The 278-nt window shown below is 64.4% G+C and carries 1 protein-coding gene; it reads left to right on the forward strand.

Annotated elements, in window-relative coordinates; genetic code table 11:
- A partial coding sequence (locus ABD353_RS40330) for an ABC transporter substrate-binding protein (RefSeq protein ID WP_344628660.1) occupies positions 1-278 on the forward strand: 278 nt, incomplete at both ends.

Raw genomic sequence — 278 nt, forward strand, 5'->3', positions numbered from 1 at the left:
CAAGGGTCTGGTCGACTACGACCCCAGCAACGGCCAGCTGCGCAACCAGGTCGCCGACAAGATCGAGACGACCGACGCGCAGAACTACACCGTCACCCTGAAGTCCGGCTGGACCTTCCACGACGGCACCCCGGTGACCGCCGCTTCCTTCGTGGACGCGTGGACCTGGGCCGCCAACACCAAGAACAACCAGATCAACTCCGACTGGTTCTCCGACATCGCCGGCTACGACGCGATCCACCCGGAGAAGGGTGACCCGACCACGGACAAGATGTCCG

It is taken from the genome of Kitasatospora arboriphila, assembly GCF_039528095.1.
Lineage (GTDB): Bacteria > Actinomycetota > Actinomycetes > Streptomycetales > Streptomycetaceae > Kitasatospora > Kitasatospora arboriphila.